At 62.7% G+C, this 2,290-nt stretch carries 3 protein-coding genes and 1 pseudogene; all 4 read left to right on the top strand.

Features of this window, described 5'->3' with window-relative positions:
• Window positions 1-412, top strand: a pseudogene (locus EN925_RS32525) (hypothetical protein); the annotation flags it as partial.
• A 58-nt stretch (window positions 413-470) separates the two neighbouring features.
• The gene (locus tag EN925_RS32520; RefSeq protein ID WP_013531766.1) at window positions 471-749 is read left to right on the top strand and encodes a DUF4031 domain-containing protein; all 279 of its coding nucleotides are present in this window, start codon (window positions 471-473) and stop codon (window positions 747-749) included.
• Window positions 750-951: 202 nt separating this feature from the next.
• Window positions 952-1,740 carry a 30S ribosomal protein S2 gene (gene rpsB / locus EN925_RS32515; protein ID WP_013531765.1) on the top strand — a complete coding sequence of 263 codons (789 nt, stop codon included), beginning with the start codon at window positions 952-954 and terminating at the stop codon, window positions 1,738-1,740.
• Window positions 1,741-1,849: 109 nt separating this feature from the next.
• On the top strand, window positions 1,850-2,290 hold a 441-nt coding region (tsf, locus tag EN925_RS32510; protein ID WP_128337230.1), incomplete at its 3' end, for a translation elongation factor Ts.

The following is a 2,290-nucleotide window of genomic DNA, read 5'->3' as shown; positions in this document are numbered from 1 at the left end:
GCGGCGGGCGCGTCGCTGGCAGCGCGAAAACACTGGCGATGCCGAACGGCAAAGGCAGGTCCGCGCGCTCGCCGATAGGGTTCAGAGGCTGCAACGCGTCGGACCCTGGGCCTGCGCCAATCCGCGCATTAGCCAGGAGGAGATCGCCGAACATCTGAAGCGGATCCGCAACGACTATTGTCGGGGCGGGCTGCGCGACACGATGAACCGGTTCGTTCCGCAGCCGGCCGGGCCGCGTTGCGCCCACATCCGGGTGCCGGAGGCACTGGGCTTGCATGAGCATACGGGCTCGATCGACGATGCGGTTGCCGATCTGCACCGTCGCATGCAGGATACAGTCACCAACATCGTCGCCGAGCTTGCAGCCAATGGCGGCTTCATTTTCTATCCCAATCCATTCTATCGTCACTGACATCAGCCGGGCCATGTGGCCGACTGTCGTGACGGATGGAAGGCAGACAGCAAGCTTTATGGCAGCCTATGTCGACGCAGCGATCTGGAACTGGGCCGGCCATCGCTGGTGCCATCTGTTGGCCGACGACACCGACGAGTTGCATCGCTTTGCCGCGCATCTTGGCGTCAAGCGCTCATCCTACCAGGGGCCGCCCAAGACATCGGCGCCGCATTATGACATAACCGGCTTCGAGCGTGACCGTGCGGTGCGGCTCGGCGCCATCGAATGCAGCCGCGAGGAGATCGTCGCGGTCTTCCGGCGGGTGCGGGTGCCGAACGGCAAGATAAAGCGCTGACGGCAGCGCGCGGATCGTCGCACGCCGCACACAGGTCCCGCGGCACTTGCGTTTATCGCGCATCCCCTCTATATGCGCGCTCATTCCACACACGGACTTTGGTGTCTGCCCGGGAGAAATCCGGCTGAAACCTCCGGTGGCGTTCGAGGACAAAGTCCAAAAATGCCTGTGTCCGTGGAGGCTAACCGGAAAGGAACTTTGAATGGCACTGCCTGATTTCAGCATGCGCCAGCTTTTGGAAGCTGGCATTCACTTCGGCCACCAGACCCATCGCTGGAACCCGAAAATGGCGCCCTACATCTATGGCGCCCGCAACAACATCCACATCATCGACCTCTCGCAGACGGTGCCTTTGCTGCACCAGGCGCTGAAGCAGGTTTCCGACACCGTCGCCAAGGGCGGCCGGGTGCTGTTCGTCGGCACCAAGCGCCAGGCGTCCGACATCGTCGCCGATGCGGCACAGCGTTCGGCCCAGTACTACGTCAACTCGCGTTGGCTCGGCGGCATGCTGACCAACTGGAAGACGATCTCGAATTCGATCCAGCGCCTGCGCAAGCTCGACGAGATGCTGGCCGGTGAGGCGCAAGGGTTGACCAAGAAGGAACGCCTGAACCTCGACCGCGAGCGCGAGAAGCTCGACAAGGCGCTGGGCGGCATCAAGGACATGGGCTCGACGCCCGACCTGATGTTCGTGATCGACACCAACAAGGAAGCGATCGCCATTCTCGAGGCCAAGCGCCTCGGCATTCCGGTCGTCGCCATCATCGATTCGAACTGCGATCCGGACAAGATCGACTTCCCGATCCCCGGCAATGACGACGCGGCCCGCGCCATCCAGCTCTATTGCGATCTGATCGCCAAGGCTGCGATCGACGGCATCGCCCGTCAGCAGGGCGCGCTCGGCGTCGACATCGGCGCTTCGATCGAAGCTCCCGTCGAACCCGCGCTCGACCCGGCTCCGGCCCCGGCTGCAGACGCTCCGGAAGCTTGATAATCGAAGGCCGGTTGCGGCCTTCACCTTTCTCATATTCTGGCACGCTAAACAGACGCACCATCGAATACCGATGGTGCGTCGGTGCATTTAAAACAAAGAGGCGACAATGAGCATTTCGGCTGCACAGGTCAAAGAACTCCGCGACTTGACCGGCGCGGGCATGATGGATTGCAAGGCGGCGTTGACCGAGACCAACGGCAACATGGAAGAGGCCGTCGACTGGCTGCGCAAGAAGGGTATCTCCAAGGCCGACAAGAAGGCTGGCCGCACCGCGGCTGAAGGCCTGATCGGCGTCGACAACGGCGTGCGCGAGGCTGCCGTCGTCGAGGTCAATTCCGAGACCGACTTCGTTGCCCGCAACGCCGCGTTTCAGGAAATCGTCGCCAATGTTGCCAAGGTTGCGCTGGCCTACGGCACGACGGAGGCTGTGGCCGCCGCAAAGTATCCGGGTTCCGACAAGTCGGTTGCCGACACCATCAAGGACGCTGTCGGCACCATCGGCGAAAACATGGGCTTCCGCCGCTCGGCCAAGCTCACCGTCCCGCAC

The organism is Mesorhizobium sp. M7A.F.Ca.US.006.04.2.1, assembly GCF_004022915.1.
GTDB lineage: Bacteria > Pseudomonadota > Alphaproteobacteria > Rhizobiales > Rhizobiaceae > Mesorhizobium > Mesorhizobium ciceri.
This window is presented reverse-complemented; position numbering and strand designations above follow the sequence as displayed.